Here is a 22007-nt window from a genome sequence, read left to right as displayed (position 1 = left end):
CGTCAGATGTCGATGCGGTAGAGCTCGGCCGCGTTGAGGGACATGATGCGCTCGACGTCTTCTGGAGCGATGCCTTCCAGCGCTTGGGCCAAGCCGTGGTCGTCTCGGGGATACAGGCAGGTCGGGTGTGGGAAGTCGGTCTCGAACATCAGCGACTGCGCACCCACGTACTCGACCGTCGAGCGCACCGTCGAGCGTTCGAACCAGAAGCAGCCGTAGAACTGCCGTCGGAAGTAGTCCGAGGGCGCCATCGAGAGTTCCGCTAGCTCGTTGGGTGCCGTCTCGCGCATCTGGTGGTCGAGCGCTTCGAGGAAGAAGGGCAGCCAGCCCACGCCGCTCTCCACGGATACGAACTTGAGTTCGGGAAATCGCTCCGGCACACCGGAGTAGATCATGTTGCCGATCACGCGGGCATTGCCCATGAACAGGTTCGCCGAGCCGACCGCCAGCCTCCGCTCCGACCCGAACGACGGCCACGGTGCCTTGCCGTAGAAGTCGAGATTGCCGTTCGACGAGCCGATGTGGAAGTTGATCGGCATCTGCAAGTCCGAGCAGGCCTGCCACACCGGTGCCCAGTGCGGCATGGCCATGTCCGGCAGCCCCGCCTCTTCAGGATTGGAACACGTCACGATGCCCCGCAGTCCGTTGGCGTGGCAGCGTTCGATCTCGCGCACGGCTGCGTCGAGGTCCCACCACGGCAGCAAGGCCATGCCGAACACCCGCTGACCGCTGGCGTCCTGAAACTCGGCCAACGCATCGTTGTAGATCTCCACCGAGACGAGGCGCAGCGCGTCGTCGGGCGACTTGAGGAAGTTCTGGTTGCCGAAGCCGGCGACGTTCGGATACATGATCTGGGCTTCGAGGCCGAGCACCTTGAGCATCTCCACCCGAGCCGCGGCGTCGTAGCTGGCTCGATGCACCATCTCGTTGTCGTAGTCGAAGAATGCGGCACCGGTGATCTTGCGGCCGTCGGGGTCCACCACCGAGGAGGCAATGGGCAGCCCGATCGGGATCGAGCCGTCGAACCACCACCGACGCTTGCCGCCGCGCTCGGCCATCTGCGGGACGCGGTCGCGGTACTTCGCCGGCGCACGAGACGTCCACAGGTCGTAGGGCTCCGACCAGTGACTGTCGGTGTCGATGATCTTCAGGTCGTCCAGCATCGTGCCGCTCATCGCCTTGCCTCGCTGTCTGCTCGCTGTCTCGTCGCTGTCGTGTCGGGCGCTCCGCCTCTCAGCTCGCCTGTGAGACCGTCACCGGTCGCTCGCCGAATTCGGGACGTTCGGTGCGGGTCTTCTTCAGTTCCCAGAAGCCGTCGACGTCCATCATGGCCACCATGCCGTCCCACAGCTTCAGGGCATCGGCGCCTTTGGGCGCACGCGTGATGACCGGTCCGAAGATGCCGACGCGTTCGCCGTCGGCGCGGTCGAGGGCGATGATGGGCGTGCCGACGTCCTCGCCGACCAGCGCCAGTCCCGCGTCCATGCGGGTGCGGATCTCGGTATCCCACGACTCGTCGGCAGCGGCCTTGGCGTGCTCGGGGTCGATGCCCAGCTCCTCCAAGGCGTGCGCGATGTCGAAGTCGCGGTCGCCGTCGTGGTGGATGCGGCTCGCGAAGTCCCAGTAGACGCCGAACACGGCATCGTCGCCCTCTGCTGCCCGGACGGACTCCATCACCCGCAAGTGCCCGTGTGTGACCACCACAGCCTCGTAGTACGGGCTGTCGGCGGCGGGATTGTTCTTGAACAGCAAACTGATCGGCTGCCAGGTCACCTTCAGGTTGCGCTCGGCAGCGACTTCATCGACGACCCACCTGGCCGTCACCCAGCACCACGGTCAGATGGGGTCCACCCAGAACTCGATCTCGGTGTCAGTGCCGGTGTCACGCGTCATGCGCGCAATCTAGCCGAGTCCGCCAGCAGCGATCAGGCTGGCACGCAGGCTGGCTACCCAGGCCCGCTACATCGGGGTGCCGTCGGGATGCAGGTAGTCGCGGGTGATGTGGCCCTCGTCGCACAGCGCCTGCCATTCGCCGTCGTCGAGGCCCAGGACGTCGCGGTAGACGTACTCATTGGCATCGCCGAGCAGCCCGATGGGTCGCCACGGCATCTCGGGGCCGTCCCAGCGCCACTGGCGACCCGGGAAGCTGTGCCAGCCCTGCTCTACCGAGCCGTTCTGGCGGAACCAGCAGCGATCGGCCATCTGTGGGTCTGCGCGCAGTTGCGACTCGCGCAGCACCGGCCCGGCCGGCACGCCTGCCTGCTGGCAGCGGTGAAACACCTCCGTCGCAGTAAGCGCTCGAGTCCAGGCGCTGATCCGCGTGTCGATCTCGTCGTGGTGGGCTTGCCGCCCAGCGAGCGTGGCCAAGCGCTCGTCGCAGCCGAGCGACGGCACGCCGTCGGGCCGGTCGGCGTCGATGAGGCCGGCGAGCGCAAGCCAGTCGGCATCACTCTCACAGGCGATCACCGCCCACTCGTCGTCCTGGTCCGCCAAGGCGGGGTCGGCCGCGCAGCGGTAGCAGCCCTGCGGCGCCCGTGCAATCGAGCGATTGCCGAGTGCCGTGTGCGCAGTGCCGTTCGCAGCGGCGTCGATGAAGTACTCGCCGATGTGCTGCATCACATTCTCGGACTGGGAGAACTCAATGAGCTCGCCCACGCCGGTTCCGGCAGCGTCGCCGATGCCGTCTCGCCGCCCCAGCACGGCCAGCACCGCGAATGCTGCGGTGGCGGCGCTGGCGGGGTCCATGTGGAACACCGAGGTCAAGCTGGTGGGGTCGTCGTCGGCGTAGCCCCGCAGGCTGGTCAGCCCGCACAGTGCCTCGAAGTTGGCGCCGAAGCCCAGATAGTCGCAGTAGGGGCCGTCAAGCCCCATCGGCGGCATGCGCAGCATCACGGCACGGGGGTTCGCAGCGTGAACCGTCTCCCAGTCGAGGCCCAGCTTCGGAACCACGCCCAGCGAGTTGTTCTCGACGATCACGTCGGTCTCGCCCACGAGGCGCGCCAGCGTCTCGCGCCCCAGCTCAGTTCTGGCATCCAGCGTGCAGCTCAGCTTGCCGCGGCCGTGCGAGCTGAACATGTTGTGGCGATTCCACGGTCGGCGGCCCGGGTCGTTGTCGGGATAACCGGACAGCGGGCCGAGTTCCGGCACGAGCGGTGCCGGCGGGCGGGCCACGTGGCCTCGGGTGGCGGTCGGGAACACGTAGGGGTTGTCGACGCGGATCACCTCGGCGCCGAGGTCCGACAGATACATCGTGCAGCCCGGACCGGCCCACACCACCGTGAGGTCCAGCACGCGGATGCCGCTGAGCGGCAGCGTCGGGGCCTCCGCCACGCCGCTGCGACTGAGCGCAGCCGCGGCCGGCGCGCCGGCCGCGCTTGATGCCTCTGCGGGGCTCGGTCCGCCGGTTGTGCAGTGCAGGCTCGCGTGCTTCACCGTGCGCACCTCGTCGCGCACTTCGGCGTCGTGCTGTCCCAGCCAGGGCGCCGGGCGTGGCGGCTCGGGCTGAGCGCGGCGCGCCGGGCGCCCGCCTGGGTGCAGCCGGAACGGCGCAGCGAGCTGGGTGACCGTGCCCGCGACGGGATGGGTCACCGGCAGGAAGAACTCGCGGGCCGCAAAGTGCCCGTCGCTCAGCACGTCCAGCGGGGAGTTCAGCGGCATGACCGCCCACTTGTGTACCTGCGCCGATGCAGCAACGTCGGCACGCGTGTGGCTGAGCAGCCACGGGTACAGCGCTGCCTCGACCGCCTCGGGCAGGCTTTCGTCGAGCATCCAAGCGGGGGTCGCGAAACGCTCGGCCAGCGAAGGTTCCTCGTGCGACCCCAGCCCGAGACCTGCAGCGGCCAGCGTCTGGGCCATCCGAGGCGCCCAGCTCGGCAGCGTGAACACGAGCGCCCAGCCGTCGATCACCGGATAGAAGCCGACCGGCGAAGCGCGCTGGGGCTGGCGAGGTTCTCGGCTCACGTCGGTGCCGGTGTAGGACTGGTACAGCAAGAACGACGTGCGCCGGTCGATGGTGCCGGCCTGCGCTTCGAACGCCGAGACATCGATGTGGAACGAGCGCCCGCTGCGCCGGCTCATCTGGTGGGCGGCCAGCGTCGGCACCGCTGCCAGATTGCCGACCTGGTAGGAGGTGACGTCGCCGCTGAGCTTGACCGGTTCGCGCTCGTCGATGCCCGTGCCCCACATCGGTCCGCCCATGGCGTAGGTCACGATGTCGCTGCCGCGGTAGCCCGCCCCGGCATAGGGACCGGTCTGGCCGAACGGCGTGATCGAGGTGAGCACGATGCCCGGGCGCAGCTCGGCGAGCGACTCGTAGCCCAAGCCCAAGCCGTCTAGGTGGCCCGGCGCAAAGGCCTCGATGACGATGTCGCACGTTGCCGCAAGAGCCTTGACGAACTCCAAGTCGCCCGCATCGCGCTGGCCGGCACTGCGTTCGCCGGCACCGGGCCCGGCGGTGCTTAGATCAGCGACGACGCTGCGCTTGTTGGTGTTCAGGTGCAGGAACAGCGGCGACCGCTCTGTGCAGTCGTGACTGGGGCAGCCGACAATGGGGCTCTGGGCACCGGGGCTGTCGGTGCCGGCTGGCAGTGCCGCGTCGCCCCAGGGTCCGTGGCGGCGGGCCGGATCGCCGCTCGGAGGCTCGACCTTGATGACGTCGGCGCCATGATCGGCGAAGAGCTTCCCGAGGTACGGGCCCGATATGCCGGTGGCCAGCTCCAGCACTCGAATCCCGGCCAGCAGCTTGCTCACAGGGGCCTCCTCGACGCAGCGACAGCGGTGACGCCTCAGATCATGGCAGCCAGGATCGGGGCGAGGAGTTCCAACAGCGCGCCCACGTCGTCTTCGTCTTCGAGTCCCAGCAGGTTGGCCGTCACCGCGATGCCGAGGTCGACCTCAGGCACGTACGCCGCGACCGTGCGAAAGCCAGGCACGCCGCCTCCGTGGGAGTACACCCGCAGACCGCCGACGGTGTCGGTCGATATGCCCAGTCCGTAGCCGTTGGCAGCGTCGGGGTGGCCCGCCGTCATCAGCGCGACTTGGCTCTCGTCGAGCACCTCCGTCGCGAACAGTCCGCGGATCAGCAGTGCCACGTCGCCGATCTGCGCCTCAATGCCGCCGCCGGTCCATCCGGCGGAGCGGGCGAAGGCATCGGGGATCGTGCCGATGTCCACCAGCGTTGCACCGTTGTGGGTGATGCGGTGCTCGCCGGTGAGCCCGAGGAGTGGGGCCATCAAGTAGCCGATCGCGCCGCCGACGTACCCGTTCGCCGTCGGCTCGGGCGGGAACTCCTGCGGTGTCAGATAGGTGTGACTGAGGCCGAGCGGCTCGAAGACTCGGGACCGCAGCTGCGCGGCCGCCGTCTCGCCCGTGACCGCCTCGATGAGCAGGCCCGCTGCGAGGTAGCCGGTGGTGTTGTAGTGAAACTCTGTGCCCAGCTGCGCCACCGGCCCGTAGTCGGCTGCGAATCTGAGGATCTCGGGTGCAGAGATCTGCTCGTCCAGCCGGGGGGCAGCGAGTCGGTAGAACTCCAAGTCGAACGCGTACTCGACGAAGCCGGAGGTGTGCCCGAGCAGGTCGCGCACTGTCACCGCAGCTGCGTGCTCGTATCCCGGCGCCCAGTCCTCGCCCAAGTAGCGAGCGACCGGCGCATCGAGCTCGACGGTACCTTCGGAGACGAGCTGCAGCACCACAGCCGCGGTCACCGCTTTGGTGACCGAGCCGATGCGCACGTGGTGATCGACCGTCATCGGAGTGCCGCCGGCGATGTCGCTCACGCCCCACGCAAAGGTCTGCGGCGGCGCGCCTTCGTGCGTGACGGCGAGCACCACGCCAGGGACCCCCGTGCGGTCCATCCAGCCTTCGACTTCGGTATCCAGCTGCGCGAGCGGCACGTCGCGTCGGGCTTCGATCTCCTCGCGCACACGCCCTGCTTGTTCTCTGACCTGCCGTTCCTGTACGTCCTCGTCTGGGCCGGGGTTCGCCCCGGTTGATGCCGTAGGGCCGGCAGCGGTCGTGACCGTCGGCGCCGGAAGCGCCGTTGTCGGCACTGCGGTGGCCGTCGTCGGCCGGGAGGCTGCGGCAGTCGTGGGTGCAAGCCCCGTCGAGGTCGGTGCGGATGCCTGCGGCTCGGCTTGCCGGATCGCACCGTCGTCGGAACTGCACGCGGCAATCGTCAATCCGAGGCTGAGCAGGACGGCTGCGATTCTTCTCATGCGAACAGCGTAGGAACCGATGCGGGCGCGCCAATGGCTGCAACGGTGGGCAGACTGTGGCGCTGCCTGCTCTGGGCTGGCTGTTCTGGGCTAACTGCTCTGGGCCGTCCGCTCTGGGTTGACCGCTCGGCACGCGGGGAGGCGCACTTGCCAGTATCTGCCGTGACATCTGTCTGGTCGGACCGCTCCGACCGGGCGCGTCAATCGAGTCACAGGGGGTCGATGTGAATCTCGGAATGCTGCTCTTCATGCCGGCGACAATTGCCGGCGACCAGGTCATCCTCATCGACACGTCTCCGGAGGCAGCCGGCGGGACGGCCCGCGAGGTGACCTACCAAGAGCTGCTGGACAACGTGTCGCGCACAGCCGGCCTGCTCACCACGCTGGGCGTCGGCGAAGGCGACCGGGTCGGCGTCTTTGCCACCAACAGCGTCGAGAGCGTGGAGGCCATCTTCGGCGCTGCGTTCGCCGGCGCGTCGGTGGTGCCGATGAACTTCCGTGCGGCTCAGGAGGAGACGGCGCACCTGCTCTCTGACAGCGGCATCAAGGTGCTGTTCACGCAGTCGCGTTATCTCGACCTCGTCCACACGACCAAGCCCGCCGACCTTGAGCACGTGTACGTGCTCGACGACCCGGATTCCTACGCGGCGGCGCGTGACGGGTCGTTCGAGCTGCCGGTGCCCGCCGACGTCGAATCTGACGGGCTGTGCGCGCTGCTGTACACGAGCGGCACCACGGCCATGCCCAAAGGCGTGAAGCTCACCAACGGTGCCGTCACCAGCTACGTCACGGGCACCAACGACGCCGCCACCGGCGAGGACATGGGCAGCATGGCGGTCGCGGCACCGCTGTACCACATCGCGGGACTGACCTCGATGCTGAATGCTCTCTACAGCGGTCGTGTGGTCGTGCTGTTGCCGCAGTTCCACGCGGACTCGTGGATCGAGTGCATCCGACGCCACCGCGTCACCCACGCCTTCTTGGTGCCCACGATGCTGGCACGCGTGCTGCACGCGCCCAACTTCAGCCCGTCGGCGTTCGACAGCCTCGAAGCCGTCACCTACGGCGCTGCGCCCATGCCGCCGTCGGTGATCCGTCACGCCATACGGGAGTTCCCGCCGCATGTCGCGTTCGCCGGCGCCTACGGTCAGACCGAGACCACGTCCACCGTCGCTGTGCTGGACCCCGACGACCATCGCATCGAGGGCACCCCCCAAGAGCAGGAGCGCAAGCTCCATCGGCTGTCCTCGGTGGGGCAGGTGCTCGAAGACGTGCAGGTGCGGGTGGTCGATGCGGACAGCGGCGAGCCGGTGGCGCCGGGCGTCATCGGCGAGGTGCAGCTGTGGACCGCTCGTGCGATGGACGGCTACTGGGGCAACGACGAGAAGACCCGCGTCACCATCGACGACGAGGGCTGGGTGCATACCGGCGACCTCGGCTACCTCGACGACGACGACTACCTGTTCCTGCACGGTCGCACAGGCGACATGATCATCAGGGGCGGCGAGAACGTCCTGCCCGACGAGGTCGAGGCTGTCCTCTACGACCATCCCGACGTGCTCGAAGCCGCCGTCGTGGGCCTGCCGAGCGCGGAGTGGGGCGAGCGTGTGGCAGCCGCGGCGGTGGTGCGCCCTGGTGCTGCAACGTCCGGCGACGAGCTGGCTGCTCATGCCCGCGAGCGGCTGGCGCCGTTCAAGCGCCCCGAGTTCGTGCATCTGATGGACGAACTGCCCAGGACGTCCACCGGCAAGCTGCTGCGGCGCGACCTGATCCCGCTGCTCGACGAACTCGGTCTCTGAGCGGCCGGCGGCTGCGCCGCTGCCTGTGAGCGAGTTGCGTCACGGCGTGGCCGGCACCGGCCCGACAGCTTCCACGCTGCGGTTCCGCCGTCTTGAGCCGGATCGCCGGTCTCGCCTCTGTCAAAGACATCGCGGTCAAGCGCACCGATGAGCACCGTCGCCGCGCCGGGGTATCGAGACGATCACCTGCATCTTCTGGCGTGCGCGGCTGCGCGGCGCTCCATCGACGTGCGAGGCGCCGCGACGGTAAGCGAACTGCTTGAGACCGTCCAGCGCGGCATTCGCGAGCGCGATCGCGCTGGGGACGCGACCTCGTGGCTGCGGGTCTGGGGATACGACGATGCGCTGCTCGCAGAGCGGCGTCATCCGACCGTCGCAGAACTGGATGCGGTGACCTTCGGTCGGCCCGCAGTGCTGCATCACCTCACCGGTCACGTGGCTGTGGTGAACACCGCGGCGGGGCGAGCGCTTGGTCTCGGCGCGGGCGAGGTGCTCGTCGAGCGCCACGACGTGCTGGCGGCAGTGCCGAGGCCGGAGCGTGCCGAGATCGTGGCCGAGCTTGCGGCGGTGCTCGCCGACCTCGCTGCGCACGGCATCCGTGCATGCACCGACGCCACCCACACGAACGACTTGGCAGCGCTGGAGCTGCTCGCCGATGCCGTCGCCGCGGCACCGGCCGTGTCGGTCACGGCGATGGTGGGCGCGAACCGGCTCGAGTCGCTGGGAGGTCTCGTCTTTGGTGCGCGGGTGTACAGCTCCGCGACAGCACCGAGCGAGACTGGCAGCACGCCCACCAGCGGCGCCGACGGCGACACGCGCGAGGCTGCCGGCGCGTCCGGCGTGCGGGCGAACGTGCGCATCGGTCACGCCAAGGTGATGCCGCCCCACGACGACGACAGCGCCATCGACGAACTAGTCGCGACGGCCCGGGTTCACGGCTTCCCAGTTGCCATTCACGCCATGGACATCGACACCATGCAGGCAGCACTCGACGCGCTCGAAGCCCACCCGCCGGCCCGCCACGCCGACACCGTCGACCGCATCGAGCACTGCGCGCTGGCGCTGCCCGAACAGCTGGACCGCATCGCACGGCTCGGCGTTGCGGTGGTGACCCAGCCCAGCTTCGTCACGCGGCGCGCGCCCAAGTATCGAGATCAGCTCTCGGCAGCCGAACAGCAGTGGCTGTGGCCGCTGGCGAGCCTGTTGCGCCGCGGCATCCGCGTCACGCTGTCTTCTGATGCTCCGACGGTGCCCGCCGATCCGACAGAGTGGATGGCTGCGGCCATCGGACGCGACCTCGCCCCCGCCGAACGCGTCGACGCAGCCACCGCGCTCCGGCTGTGTGCGGCGCCTCAGCCCGGCTGCGAGCATTCCTGAGTACTCTGCGCCGTCGCCGGGGCAGTGTCTCGTGGCGCAACAGTCGGTTCAACAGGGGGAGCGCCGATGGCCGGGCCGATGGAGGGCATCCGCGTCGTCGAGCTGGGCGTGTGGATCGCCGGTCCTGCCTGCGGCGGGATCCTGGCCGATTGGGGCGCGGAGGTCCTCAAGGTGGAAACGCCCGAGGGGGACCCGTTTCGTTCGCTGGAATGGCTGTACCCGGGCGAGGGCAACCCGCCCTTCGATCTGGACAACCGAGGCAAGCGCAGCATCGCCTTGGACTTGCGGCACCCCGACGGGCTCGCTGCCTTGCACCGCCTGCTGGGCGACGCCGACGTCTTCGTCTCGAACATCCGGCCCGGCGGCCTGGAGCGCATGGGCCTCGACTACCCCTCGCTGGCGCCGCGCTACCCGCGCCTGATCTACGCCAGCGTCACCGGGCTGTCGCTGCGGGGCGACGAGCGGGACCGTCAGACCTACGACGTGGGAGCGTTCTGGCCGCGTGCGGGGATCGTCCGCTCGCTGACTCCCGCCGATGCCGACCTGCCCTACCAGCGCGGCGGCATGGGCGACCACATGACCGGGCTCGCCGCCGCGGCGGGCGTCGCGGCTGCGCTGTTCCATCGCACGAGCACCGGCAAGGGTCAGCTGGTGGAGTCCTCGCTGATGCGCCTAGGCACCTACATGCTGGGCTGGGACCACAACGTCACCGCCATGACCGGTGCGGACACCGAGGCATGGGGCCGCGACAGCCCGCCCAACCCGCTCATCAACTGCTACCGCTGCAGCGACGGCGAATGGCTCTGGATGCTGGGACTCGAAGGCGACCGCCACTGGCCCAACGTGGTGCGCGCGCTGGACAGGCCCGCATGGGAGAACGACCCGCGTTTTGCCGACATCGTGCTGCGCCTCGAGCACGCCAAGGCGCTCACTTCGGAGATGGACGCCGTCATGGCCACCCGCACCCGCGCAGCGTGGGGCGAGATCTTCGATGCGAACGATGTCTGGTGGGCCCCCGTGCAGTCCACCGCCGAGCTGCGCTCCGACGCCCAGGCGCACGCGGCAGGCTGCTGGGTGACGGTGCCGACGCCGGACGGCGGCACCGTCGAGATGGTTGCGACGCCGGTGGACTTCTCCGAGAGCTCCTGGGCGCCGGGAGGACCGTCGCCGGAGATCGGCCAGCACACCGAGCTGATCTTGGTGGAGCACGGCTATGGCTGGGACGACATCGAGCAGCTGAAGCAGTCCGGCGTCATCCCCTGAGCAAGCAGGTCGTGGCAGTGGGGAGGGGCAGCAGATGATCGAGCCGGTGCGTGCTCGTGTGCTGGTGCCCGAATGGGCGCCGACCGTGATTCCCGCGCCCTACGACTCGCTCACGCCCGACGAGCACGCCCGCCGGCTCGCGGAGAATCCGGACTCGTTCGCCCACGTGGCCGGTGTGCCGGCCGGCAGCTCCGGCCACCCAAGCGAGCACCGCCGTCACGCCACGCGCAGCACCCAGGCGCTGAATCGGCTGATCGGCCTCGGGGCATTCGGCGACACTCGGGCCCCGAGCCTGTACGTGCAGCGAGTCGAGGCCGACGACTGCGTGCAGCACGCCCTGCTGGGCTGCGTGCGCCTCGATGCCCACGAGCTGCGCCCGCACGAGGACACCCAGCCGGGCCGGGTCCACGGCTTGGCCGTACACTTCAGCGAAGTCGGCTGCATGTCCAGTCCGGTGGTGGTGACCGCGCCACGGCTGACAGCAGTGGCCGCAGTCATCGAGGCCACGCTCGCCGCAGCCGAACCCGTCGAGTCCCGTGGATCGGCAGAATCGAACCGATCGTCCACGCCGCTGGCCCCGCTGCTGGACACCAAGACCGTCGACGGCGCCCGGGTCACGCTCTGGCCGGCGGTAGTCGCAGGCGGCGAGGGCGCCGGTGTCGGGCTCGACGGTCCGCTCTACATCGTGGACGGGCACCATCGGGTCGCCGCTGCTCGGCAGGCAGGCTTCTCGCACGTGCTCGTGGCCTGTGCGCCTGCAGAGGAGCTGCACCTCGGCAGCTTCGACCGCGAGCTGAGCGAACTGCATCTGATGCCCAGGCGCGTCATGGAGATGATGAGCGTTCGCTGCGACATGGAGGAGGTGCCGGACGCCGCTGCGGCGCGCCCCCGCACGCCTGGCTGGATCGGCCTGGGCGTGGCGGGCCGCTGGTACCGGGCACGTGTGCGCGATGCCGGACTCGGCAGCTCGGTATCACCGGTTCCCAATCCGGCGACCCGGCTGGACGCAGCATTCGTACACGACTGCGTGCTGGGCGAGATCTTCGGCGTGGAGAGCGCTTCGGACCCCCGAATTGCCTACCGGCCCGCCGCGGCCGCCACCAGTGCAGCGCCGGTCACCATCCTGCTGGCGCCGGTGCTGCTCGACTCGGTGTTCGAGGTGGCCGACTTCGGCGCGGTGATGCCGCCCAAGACCACCTGCTTCCTGCCGAAGGCACGCTCCGGCCTGCTGCTGGTCCGCTGCTGATGCCGACCTGTCCATGCTGATCGTGCTCACCGGCGGGTCGCGCAGCGGCACCGGTCGTGTGCGGTGCTGTTGCTGTCGGGCTCGGGACGGTGGGCGTGCTCGCTGCGCTCGCAGCGGCAGGCGCTGCGCTCGTGGTCGGAATGGCGGCCCGCTATCGATTCGGCGGCATGACCGGCGACGTCCTAGGCGCTACAGCTCAGCCAACTGGCTGCGCTGATGGCAGCATCACGGCTCATCGACAGCTTCGCCTGGCTCTGGGCCTGACTGGCAGCCGTCCCGAGGGAGCGTGTCACACCCCTACGTCATCATGGACACACGTCGCCCAGATGGGGACGAGTCACCCATCGGCCCAGCCGGAAGGAACCACCCATGATCCCATTCAGCTACCTTGCGATGCTCGTCGTCGCATTCTTCGGTGCCGACCTCAGCGGCACCAGGATGGACATCGGCGGGGGCTACAGGGACCCTGACATCGTGAACCTTCACTGCGTTGCCTTCGACGACGAGCTGCGGGACTTCCACAACGACTTCGCCGAAGACTGGTATGCGTGGGAGCGATGCATGCTCATGGACGCCGACTTCAATGACGCCTCTTACGACAATGCCTATCGCCTCGGAAAAGCAGAAGCTGAAACACTGGTGAAGAACGTGTGGGAGAAGTACACGCCCTGGATGCGACGAGAGTTCTCCCGAACGCTGTTCTTTCCTGAAGACAAGGACCAACCCGACGGTGACTGGTATCAGTTGGTGCTGCCCGACGACTGGTCTCCGCGAGTGCCGCTGATCAACTCTGGAAGCAGGAAGGTCCAAGAGCACTGCACTGAGGACGGTGATGCGCCATATGCATGCTCGGTTCCCAGTGACTTTAGGATCGACAAGCGACAAAAATGGGCAAGGCTGTGTACTGGTGGGATGACAACACTGTTGACACCTACACCACCTATTCGGCAAGGCTTAGCCACAAGAAATCCGGTCGTATCGTCACACCCAAACGCAACAGGTTCGTCATCCTGCACGAACTCGCGCACCAGATCGATAACTGGCAGCACGTTCTCTGGGAAGGCGAGACGGCATACACTGCCGAACTGGAAGAAGACGAACGCACTGACGGCCACGGCATCGAGTTCAAGTGTCTGCTGCTCGATCTCTACAACGACTACGGCGGCACTTTCGTCGAGACCCACCCGAGGTGGGACCAGGCATACGACGAACTGCACCGCCTGTGCCAGATCATCGCCCCCTACTACGCTCAACCCCTCGAAGACTCCGACGATGATTGACGAGATACATCACAAGGAACCCGGAGCCTCAATTGACCGATAACAGCCATATACTGCATTCGGTGTGGCAAGCCTAACTGCGACACAATACAGGGTCCTGCACAGAGAAAGAAACCATGATGGGACAGCCGAATTGGTCCGACAAGACCATCTTCACTCACGATAATCTCTACATTCTCAGAGGCATGAACAGTGAATCAGTAGACCTCATATACCTTGATCCACCGTTCAACAGCAATACGAACTATGCTGCCCCTATCGGCTCGGTCGCTGCAGGTGCGGCATTTTCGGATACGTGGACGCTCAGCGACCTTGATGCTGAGTGGATTGAGCTCATGGAATCGCAACACCCAGCACTGTGGAGAGTACTGCTTGCCGCGATGTCAGACTCCGATAAGGCCTATCTTGCCTATATGGCGATACGACTGTTGGAGATGCACCGAATTCTCAGACCGACCGGGAGTATTTACCTGCACTGTGATCCGACGATGTCCCACTATCTGAAGTTGCTCCTGGATGCCATTTTTGGACGCGAGCAATTCAGAAACGAAATCACCTGGCACTACGGCCTCGGAGGCTACAATACGAAGCGTTGGTTCCCGCGGAAGCACGACGTTATCTTCTACTACGCAAAGTCACGGCTTGCGCACCACAACAAGATTCGCGGGGAAGTGAGCAAATGGATGAAGGCAAAGTACCACCTCGAGGACGCGGGCGGACACTACTTCGTACAGAATGACAAGAAGTACTATCTCAAGGGCGGTAAGCCGGTCGATACGGTCTGGGACAATGACGAACTCATCGAATATACCATGTCTCAGACGTCCCCGGAGAGGATAGGATACCCGACACAAAAGCCGCTGGCCGTGTTGCATCGAGTCATTGAAGCGTCGAGCAACCCTGGCGAGATTGTCTTTGACCCGTTTGCAGGTTGTGCTACCACCTGTGTGGCCGCACATGATCTGAACCGTTCGTGGATCGGCATCGATATTTCGCCGATGGCGGCACAGCTGGTCGTCGACCGCCTTCGTGGCCGTCAAGGCATCTTTGAAGACGTGATCCACCGTACCGATATCTTGCAGCGTACCGATCTTGGTCGACTGCCGCCTCACAATGGTGTGGAGAATCGCAAGCGACTATACGGAGAACAAGGTGGACATTGTGCTGGCTGTGGACTGCACTTTAGGGAACAGAATCTGACGGTGGACCACATTATTGCCCGCAGCAAGGGTGGTACCGACCATATCTCGAACTTGCAGCTGCTCTGCGCGCGCTGCAATAGCGTGAAAGGTGACCGTGGCATGGCCTACCTGCGTGATCGACTGCAGATGGCGACGTGAGCGAGCGGGGGATGCACGAGCCGACCGATCCGACCGACGAACCGCAAGAGCAAACCGACGCCGCAGAGCGGGACCGTACGCGCAGCGACGGGCTCGCGGCGATGGCGGTGCTGGCGCTGACGATCGCGTTCATCGTCGCCATCGTCGTCTTCGCCATCGCGTAGCTCGGCTGGTCGCGGTGCCCACGGGAATCGCCGTGGACCGCCGCGACGGGCGGTGTCGCGGCCGGCACTGGTGCGGGAGGCCGTCGAGTCTGCTTCAATGACCGCGGTGCAGGCGGCGGCCGAGTCGGCTCGCTGAAGTGCCTGCCGCAGTCCAGGGAGGGACAACGCATGACCACCAGCGAGGAAGTTCTGAGGCGCGGCACGAAACGGCGCTCGTGGCGAGCGATCGCGGCGATCCTCGCCGTGTTCGCGTTGACCGCCGCCGCCTGCGGCAGCGATGATGACGACGACGGGGCGAGCACCACCCAGCCGGCACCCGAGACCACGCAGGCAGCGGCGCCCACAACGCAGGCCGCAGCTCCCACGACCACCGAAGCGATGGCAGCGATGCCCAGCGGCGAGCCCATCCGGGTCATGACGGTCACCACGCTCAACGCAGCAGGCCCGACCTACGCCAACATTGCGAACACCGCCAACGCCTACGCCGCGTACATCAATGCGCGAGGCGGCATCGGCGGACGGCCGCTGGAGGTCACCGTCTGCGACGAGCAGTTCGACCCGGCCGTGGCCGCGACGTGCGCTCGCGAGGCCGTGGAGGAGGACATGGTGGCCGTCGTCGGCTCGTTCACCTTCTTCGCCGAGAGCATCGTCCCGGTGATCGCAGAGTCCGACATCACCTGGTTCGGCCCGTGCTGTCCGATCACGCCGTCCGAGCTGACGAGTCCGCACTCGTTCCCCATCGGGAACCAGCCGATGTACGCCGTCGGCGCCGTGAAGCGGGCGATCGAGGACGGTTGCGGTGCCATCAACGCAGTGATTATCGACGGCGCCCAGATTTTCCTCCCGCCGATGGAGAACGCGATCGAGGCGCTCGGACAGAGCTTCGGCGACATCATCATCTTGCCGCCCACGGCGCAGGACTACTCCTCCGAGGTCGCCCAGGCCACGACCGGCGCCGACTGCGTGATCGGCATCATCTCCGAGACGCCGTACATCACCTGGAACACCGCGTGGGCTCAGTCGGGCACCGATGCCCGGCAGTACGGCCCCCAAGGCAACCTGAACGAAATCTCGGCAGCAGGCAACGAAGAGGCCACCGACGGCGACATCATCGCCGGCATGTACCCGGACATCTCCACGGCGCCGTGGGATGAGTACCGGCTGGCACTCGACGAGGGCGGCTACGACACCACCGAGCACGACTACAACAGCCTCGGCGGGATGGGCACCTGGGCTGCCTTCGTCGCCTTCGCACAGATCGCTGAGACCATCGACGGCGAGATCACCGCCTCCTCGTTCTTCGAAGCGGCATCGAACACCGACAACCTCGACCTCGGCGGCATGGTCCCGGTGCTGGACTTCACCCAGGAGTGGACCGACGGGCTGGCGGGCTACCAGCGCCTGTTCAACCGCAGCGTCGTCTACAGCACGCTGGAGAACGGCAAGGTCGTGCCGCTCACCACCGATTTCGAAGACGTCAGCGGTCTGGCGACCGGCAACGCCGGCTGACCGCTACGCACCTGCAGACGCCCGCAGCGCCGAGGCGGCCCGAGTGAACGCTCGCCGGCCGCCCCGGTGCCGCGGAGCGTCGGGCTAGCACCGCTGCGACAGGGGAATCATTGGGAGAGATCGTTCGATTCGGTCTGCTGGGCCTCGGCGTCGGCGCGCTCTACGCCTTGGCTTCGCAGGGCCTCATCGTCGTCTACCGCGGCACCGGTGTCCTCAACTTCTCCCTCGGTGCCACCGCCATCGCGGGCGTGTTCTTGCAGTGGGAGCTGCAGAACCGGGCAGGCTGGCCGTTCCTGGTCTCGGCGCTCATGGGCGTCGCGCTGTCAGCGCTGCTCGGCGCCTTGACCCACTGGGTCATCATGCGGCCGCTGCGCCGCGCCAGTTCGCTGATCCGCGTCATCGCCACGCTGGGCGTACTCATTCTGATTCAGGCCGGCGTGGTCATCAGGTACGGCTCCAATGCACGCCAAGTCGACAGCTGGCTGCCCACGGCTCGCGTCACATTGTGGGGCGACGTGGCCATCACTGCGGACCGACTGATCCTGTTTGGCGTCGCGTGCGCCTCGGCCGCGCTGCTGTGGCTGATGTACCGCTCCAGCCACTTCGGCCTTGCTACCGAAGCGGTGTCGGAGAGCGAACGTGCCGCAGCCGCAATCGGCTTGTCGCCGAACGCGATCGCCATCCAGAACTGGGCGCTGGGCTCGGCCATCGCCGCAGTCGCCGGCATTTTGGTAGTGCCGATCATCACCTTGCAGGTCACCGCGATGACCTCGCTGGTGCTCGCGGCACTCGCGGCGGCACTGGTCGGCGACTTTCGGTCGTTCCCCATCGCCACCGCTGCAGGCTTGGCGCTGGGCATCGGCCAGACGCTCGTCGGCCGCTATGTGGACCAGCAAGGCCTCGGGCCCTCGCTGCCGTTCCTCGTCATCATCGTGTTCCTCGTGTTCCGAGGGCGGTCGCTGCCGCTGCGCGACTACTTCTTGCGAGAGCTGCCGATGATCGGCAACGGGCGCATGTCCTGGGACTGGACGATCTTCGGCTTCGGCACCATCGCCTTCTTGATGCTGACCAAGCAGGCCAAGTGGATCGACGCGCTCACCGTCACCGTCGGCGTCGCCATCGTGCTGCTGTCCATCGTGGTGCTGACCGGCTACGCGGGCCAGCTGTCGCTCGCGCAGTACGCAATCGCGGGGTTCGGCGCCTACGTTGCCGGACGCCTCGTAGCAGTCTTCGACGTGCCCTTCGTGCTCGCGCTCGTCGCCGGCGTCGCAGCAGCAGTGCCGCTGGGGTTCGTCTTCGCCCTGCCCGCAGTGAGAACGCGCGGCATCAACCTCGCCATCGTCACGCTCGGGCTGGGCACCACCATCGAGCTGATGCTGTTCCGGAACCGCCAGTACACCGGCGGAGTCCAAGGCACCCAGGTCGGCAGCCCCGACCTGTTCGGGCTGGACATCGGCTCCATCCGCTACCCGGAGCGGTACGGCATCTTCGTGCTGGTGATGGCGTTCGTGGCGGTGTGGGTCGTCTCGAACGTGCGCCGCGGACGCAGCGGCCGCCGCCTGATTGCGGTGCGAACCAACGAGCGCGCGGCCACGGCGCTGGGCATCGACGTCGTGGCGGCCAAGCTGTTCGCGTTCTCGCTCAGCTCGGCCATTGCCGCGCTCGGCGGCATCCTGCTCGCTTTCCGGCTCACCTCGATCAGCTATCCGTCGTTCACCAACCTGACGTCGATCCTGCTGGTGGGCTTGGCGCTGGTCGGCGGCGTCGGCCACCTCCTCGGCGCATTCGTGGGCGCGACGATGGCCACGGCCGGGTTCAGCCAAGAAGTGCTCGAATCGACCTGGGGAGGCGTGGGTCGCTGGGCGCAGCTGATCAGCGGCATCGCGATCTTGCTGATGGTGCTGGGCTACAAGGACGGGGTCGCCGCCGAGTGGGTCAAGATCTTCCGGCTGGTGAAGCGGGCTCGCAAGTGGGGCCGCTCCTACTTCATCGAGCTGGCCGACGGCGCCGACTCCGGTGCCGGCGAACGCGAGCCGTCCAAGGTGCCCGCGCGCACGCTGCGCATCGAAGGGCTGACGGTTCGCTACGGCGCTGTCGTCGCGGTCGACGACGTCACCTTCGAGCTGACGCCCGGCACGGTCACCGGCCTCATCGGCCCGAACGGCGCGGGGAAGACCTCGCTGATCGACGCCGTCAGCGGATTCACCCCGTCGGCGGGCCGGGTGCTGCTGGACGGCGACGACATCTCGGCGCTTCCGGCAGCTCGACGCGCTCGTGGCGGCGTTGCGCGCTCGTTCCAGTCGCTGGAGCTGTTCGAGGACGCGACGGTCTTCGAGAACCTGAGCGTGGCCGCCGATCCGCAGGACCTCCGCTCGTACCTGCGCGACCTCGTCGCCCCTGCCAACCCGCCCTTCCCGCCCGAGGTGGTGCGAGCCGTCGTCGAGTTCCAGCTCGACGGCGATCTCCACCGAGACGTCAAGGACCTCTCCTACGGAAAGCTGCGCCTGCTCGCCATCGCTCGTGCGGTGGCGATGCATCCCAGCGTGCTGCTGCTGGACGAGCCGGCGGCTGGCCTGAGCACCGCCGAAAGCGAGGAGCTGGCCGAGGTGGTCCGACGGCTGGCCAACGACTGGGGCATGGCCGTGCTCGTCGTCGAGCACGACATGAACTTCGTCAACGATGTCTGCGATGAGGTGGTGGTCCTGGACTTCGGGAAGATGATCTCCGCCGGACGCCCTGCGCAGATTCGAGTCGACCCGGCAGTGATCGCCGCCTATCTGGGCGACGACGCCGAGGAGCCGGAGAGCGCCGGGAACGGCTTGGCCGGCGGCGCGTCCGCGGCCGAGCCGAGCCATACGCCTGTCGCGGGAGGCGGGACGTGAGGCCGTTGCTGCAGACGCGCAGCCTCAAGGCCGGCTACCTCAACCGGGCCGTCGTGCAGGGCGTCAACATCGAGGTCTGGCCCGGTCAGGTGGTGTGCCTGCTGGGTCCGAACGGCGCCGGCAAGACCACCACGCTGCTGACCATCGCCGGCGAGCTGACGCCGGTCGACGGCATCGTGATGTTCGGCAACGTGCCGACCTTCACGCCAATGGACCAGCGGGTGCGCCGAGGTGGCATCGGGCTGGTGACCGAGGAGCGGCTGGTGTTCACCAAGATGTCCGCCCGCGACAACCTGCGGGTCGGCGGGGGATCGGTCGAGGCTGCGCTGGAGCTGTTCCCCGAACTGGCGCCTCGGCTGTCGGTGCGCGGCGGCATGCTCTCAGGCGGCGAGCAGCAGATGCTGGCGCTGGCGCGGGCGCTGAGCCGTGAGCCGTCGCTGCTGCTCGCCGACGAGCTGTCGCTCGGGCTGGCCCCCAAGATCGTCGACCGACTGCTGGGCGCAGTGCGCAAGACTGCGGACACGACTGGCACCGGCGCGCTCATCGTGGAGCAGCACGCGCGCAAGGCGCTCCGCTACTCCGATGTGATGTACCTGATGGCTCGCGGCCAGATCCTGCTGCAGCTGCCTGCTGCGGAAGCCCTCGAGCGTCTCGACGAGATCGAGGAGACCTACCTGCACGGGACGTCGGAGACGGAGGAAGACCACATCGAGCGGCTGCGCCGCAAGAACAAGAAGAAGGCGTGGAGGCGGCTGAGAGTCCGCGAACGCGAGCTGGTCCGGCTGTCCGGCAAGCTGGCCTCTACCCGGTCCACTGCCGAGGACGACTACTACCTCGGACGAGAGCAACAGCGACGGGCCGCGGCCATGGCCCGCCGCAAGAGGTAACCACTAGAGGTAACTGCCATGGGGTATCGAACCGCAGAGCTGCCCGACGTCGATCTGGACGAGTTCGCCAAGATTCCGTTCTTCGAGCGGATGAAGCTGCTGCAGCTTCACTGGGTGGAGCACGGCTTCGGGACGCCGAAGCAGACCGGCACGTTCTACGCGTGGAAGATTTTCCTCTACGCGTTGTTCGGGCTGATCGTGGCTGGCGCATTCACTGCCGGGCTGGAGTTCGACAACATCGCCGGCTGGTGGGACGAACCCGTCCTGTACCAGAAGCTGATGATCTGGACGATCCTGCTGGAGGTGATGGGGCTGGCCGCCACCTGTGGACCGCTGGCCTTCCACTTCGATCCGCCGATCGGCGGAATTCTGTACTGGTGGCAGAACGACACGCTGCGCGTGCCGCCGTACCCCAACCACGTCCCGTTCACCAAGGGCAACCGGCGCACGCCGTGGGACACTGGCCTGTACAAGCTGATCCTGGCCAGCCTCATACTGCTGCTCGTGCTGTCGCCCGAGCAAGTCGACGGGCTGCCCGAGGGCAGCGCAGGGATTCTGCCGCAGTGGGCGACGCTCATCTACTGCGGGCTCATCTTGCTGATGGCGCTGCGCGACAAGATCGTCTTCCTGTCGTCGCGTGCCGAGCAGTACGTTCCCACGCTGCTCTGCTTCTCGCTGTTCAGCAACTTCGTGGACATGGTGATCGCGGCCAAGATCTTCATCGTCGTAGTCTGGATGGGCGCCGGGTTCTCCAAGCTGCAGCACGGCTTCTCCTCCACGGTGTCGATCATGGTGCAGAACACGCCCTGGGTGGTGTGGGACCGATTCCGGAAAGCCACCGTGAAGGACTACCCGAACGACATCCGGCCGTCCCGCACGACGCATCTGCTGGCCCACATCGGGGGCACCACCTGCGAGATCGTCATGCCGTTGGTGCTGTTGTTCTCGCCGTGGCGCTGGACGACATGGATTGCCATCGTGTCCATCTGGATGCTGCACAGCTTCATCATCTCCACGTTCCCCTTGGCGGTGCCGCTGGAGTGGAACGTGTACTTCATGTTCTGCGTGGCGTTCCTGTTCTCCAACTTCCACGTCAGCGGGGGCTACAGCGTGGCCGACATGTCGCCCGTGCTGCTGGTGGTAGTGGTGGTCGCTGCGCTGTTCCCCATCGTGCTCGGAGCGTTCCGGCCGCAGTACGTTTCGTTCCTGGTGGGGATGAAGCAGTACGCGGGCAACTGGTCGGCGGCAACGTTCTCGCTGCGAAACAAGGAGATCGAAGACCGCATCAACGACAAGATCGTCAAGTCGGCAGACAACCAGATCGACCAGCTGGAGCCGCTGTTCGGCAAGGAGATCTCGGAGATCTTCATCCAGAAGGCAGTGGCATTCCGCATGATGCACCCGATGGGCCGCATGCACATCTCCGGTCTGATGGTCCATGTGGACGACCTGGACAAGCGGATTCAGCGCGAGGGCGAGTTCTTGAGCAACGTGCTGACGGGCTGGAACTTCGGCGACGGTCACTGCCTCGACGAGCGGCTGATCGCTGCGTGGCAGGAGCGCTGCCAGTATGAGCCGGGCGACGTGGTGGCGGTGTTCACCGAGTCGCGGCCGGCGTTCACCAACATCGTGCAGTACCGCGTGATCGATGCCGCGCTCGGCACGGTCGAAAAGGGCTTCTACCGTCACGACGACGCCTACAACACTCAGCCGTGGCTGCCTGACGGACCGATTCCACACACGGTGACGTGGCGGCGGGAGGGTTATGAGCCTCAAGGGGTGCCGCACCCAGGCAACGCGCGCAAGGTGCCGTCCATCGACCATGACGGGACGTGGCTGATTCCTCGACGCGGCGAGACAGACGCCCGCGCCGCCGTTGATGCCGGCGCCTAGGTGAGTTGCGGAGCAGCCGACGCGTCGCTGCTTGGACGAGTTGAGGCGTGGTTGGCGTAGGTGTGTCAGTCTCGTGTCTTTGGGCGAGGAGCGTCGGGCGGCCGCAGGTGTTCGCGATTCTTCGCCAATGTGTGCTGCCGTTGGGCGAGGGGCGT

Annotated in this window: 15 protein-coding genes; 11 read left to right on the top strand and 4 right to left on the bottom strand. The window is 67.0% G+C overall.

Annotation, left to right across the window (positions count from 1 at the left end; genetic code table 11):
• Nucleotides 1–2: 2 nt before the first annotated feature.
• From ACOGI4_RS01090 to ACOGI4_RS01075, 4 genes are all read right to left on the bottom strand, one after another.
• Entirely contained in the window at nucleotides 3–1175 is a 1173-nt protein-coding gene (locus ACOGI4_RS01090) for an amidohydrolase family protein (protein ID WP_419842116.1), read from the bottom strand.
• Nucleotides 1176–1233: 58 nt separating this feature from the next.
• Nucleotides 1234–1824: a disulfide bond formation protein DsbA gene (locus ACOGI4_RS01085; protein ID WP_419842115.1), complete on the bottom strand. Its 591-nt coding sequence runs from the start codon at nucleotides 1822–1824 to the stop codon at nucleotides 1234–1236.
• A gap of 135 nt (nucleotides 1825–1959) precedes the next feature.
• Complete coding sequence (locus ACOGI4_RS01080) at nucleotides 1960–4749, bottom strand: CaiB/BaiF CoA transferase family protein (RefSeq protein WP_419842114.1); 2790 nt, start codon at nucleotides 4747–4749, stop codon at nucleotides 1960–1962.
• Nucleotides 4750–4784: 35 nt separating this feature from the next.
• Nucleotides 4785–6212, bottom strand: coding sequence for a serine hydrolase domain-containing protein (locus ACOGI4_RS01075; protein ID WP_419842113.1), 1428 nt, complete (start codon nucleotides 6210–6212; stop codon nucleotides 4785–4787).
• Nucleotides 6213–6436: 224 nt separating this feature from the next.
• Here ACOGI4_RS01075 and ACOGI4_RS01070 point away from each other — a divergent pair, with 224 nt between their 5' ends.
• The 11 genes from ACOGI4_RS01070 to ACOGI4_RS01020 all read left to right on the top strand — a co-directional run bounded on the left by ACOGI4_RS01070 (nucleotide 6437) and on the right by ACOGI4_RS01020 (nucleotide 21852).
• Entirely contained in the window at nucleotides 6437–8011 is a 1575-nt protein-coding gene (locus ACOGI4_RS01070; RefSeq protein ID WP_419842112.1) for a class I adenylate-forming enzyme family protein, read from the top strand.
• A gap of 147 nt (nucleotides 8012–8158) precedes the next feature.
• Nucleotides 8159–9388 (top strand): amidohydrolase family protein, encoded by a 1230-nt coding sequence (locus ACOGI4_RS01065; RefSeq protein ID WP_419842111.1) that lies wholly within the window; start codon nucleotides 8159–8161, stop codon nucleotides 9386–9388.
• Nucleotides 9389–9454: 66 nt separating this feature from the next.
• The gene (locus ACOGI4_RS01060) at nucleotides 9455–10651 is read left to right on the top strand and encodes a CaiB/BaiF CoA transferase family protein (protein WP_419842110.1); all 1197 of its coding nucleotides are present in this window, start codon (nucleotides 9455–9457) and stop codon (nucleotides 10649–10651) included.
• A gap of 34 nt (nucleotides 10652–10685) precedes the next feature.
• Nucleotides 10686–11897 (top strand): DUF1015 family protein, encoded by a 1212-nt coding sequence (locus tag ACOGI4_RS01055; protein ID WP_419842109.1) that lies wholly within the window; start codon nucleotides 10686–10688, stop codon nucleotides 11895–11897.
• An 887-nt stretch (nucleotides 11898–12784) separates the two neighbouring features.
• A complete protein-coding gene (locus tag ACOGI4_RS01050; RefSeq protein WP_419842108.1) occupies nucleotides 12785–13177 on the top strand; it encodes a hypothetical protein in 393 nt (130 codons plus the stop codon).
• A gap of 185 nt (nucleotides 13178–13362) precedes the next feature.
• A complete protein-coding gene (locus tag ACOGI4_RS01045) occupies nucleotides 13363–14517 on the top strand; it encodes a DNA methyltransferase (protein ID WP_419842107.1) in 1155 nt (384 codons plus the stop codon).
• Between the two features lie 11 nt (nucleotides 14518–14528).
• Nucleotides 14529–14681: a hypothetical protein gene (locus tag ACOGI4_RS01040; RefSeq protein WP_419842106.1), complete on the top strand. Its 153-nt coding sequence runs from the start codon at nucleotides 14529–14531 to the stop codon at nucleotides 14679–14681.
• A gap of 168 nt (nucleotides 14682–14849) precedes the next feature.
• Nucleotides 14850–16190 (top strand): ABC transporter substrate-binding protein, encoded by a 1341-nt coding sequence (locus ACOGI4_RS01035; protein WP_419842105.1) that lies wholly within the window; start codon nucleotides 14850–14852, stop codon nucleotides 16188–16190.
• Between the two features lie 110 nt (nucleotides 16191–16300).
• Nucleotides 16301–19072, top strand: coding sequence for an ABC transporter permease subunit (locus ACOGI4_RS01030; protein WP_419842104.1), 2772 nt, complete (start codon nucleotides 16301–16303; stop codon nucleotides 19070–19072).
• Nucleotides 19069–19959, top strand: coding sequence for an ABC transporter ATP-binding protein (locus tag ACOGI4_RS01025; RefSeq protein ID WP_419842103.1), 891 nt, complete (start codon nucleotides 19069–19071; stop codon nucleotides 19957–19959). The genes ACOGI4_RS01030 and ACOGI4_RS01025 overlap by 4 nt, the downstream gene beginning before the upstream one ends.
• 18 nt (nucleotides 19960–19977) lie before the next feature.
• A complete protein-coding gene (locus ACOGI4_RS01020; protein WP_419842102.1) occupies nucleotides 19978–21852 on the top strand; it encodes a DUF3556 domain-containing protein in 1875 nt (624 codons plus the stop codon).
• The last annotated feature ends 155 nt before the right edge of the window (nucleotides 21853–22007 follow it).

Source organism: Candidatus Poriferisodalis sp. (genome assembly GCF_965205175.1).
GTDB lineage: Bacteria > Actinomycetota > Acidimicrobiia > Acidimicrobiales > Poriferisodalaceae > Poriferisodalis.
Note: the sequence above shows the minus strand (reverse complement) of the source record. Positions and strands in the feature narration are given on the sequence as shown.